Annotated in this window: 1 pseudogene; it reads left to right on the top strand. The window is 44.9% G+C overall.

Annotated elements, in window-relative coordinates:
• Nucleotides 1-103 precede the first annotated feature (103 nt).
• Nucleotides 104-385: pseudogene (locus AY633_RS12280) on the top strand (FMN-binding negative transcriptional regulator); the annotation flags it as partial.

The following is a 385-nucleotide window of genomic DNA, read 5'->3' as shown; positions in this document are numbered from 1 at the left end:
TGGAGTCTACGCAGTTTTACTCCATACTTTATTAGAAGTTATATTAATTTACTCCTCATTATTTTGTATCGAAGAGAGTATTAATTATATAAGGTGGTGCGCTATGTATATCCCAAAATACTATCAAGTGACTGACCCGGAAGAGTTTCGTGAATTTATCGAAGCTCATTCATTCGGGACCATCATCACCTCAGGAACAGGCCGCCCGCTTGCGACCCACCTCCCCCTCCAGTTAAAAAAGAACACGACGGCTTTGTCTTTCGTGGCCATTTTTCACCCGGCAATCCGCAATGGCCTACGATTGAAAACCCGGGTGAAATATTGGTTACCTTCCAAGGGCCACCCGCCTTCGTGACCTCTTTTTGGTTCGGGGAAAAGGAAATCC

The sequence above is a fragment of the Planococcus maritimus genome, assembly GCF_001592825.1.
In the GTDB taxonomy this organism is placed as follows: domain Bacteria; phylum Bacillota; class Bacilli; order Bacillales_A; family Planococcaceae; genus Planococcus; species Planococcus maritimus_C.
Note: the sequence above shows the minus strand (reverse complement) of the source record. Positions and strands in the feature narration are given on the sequence as shown.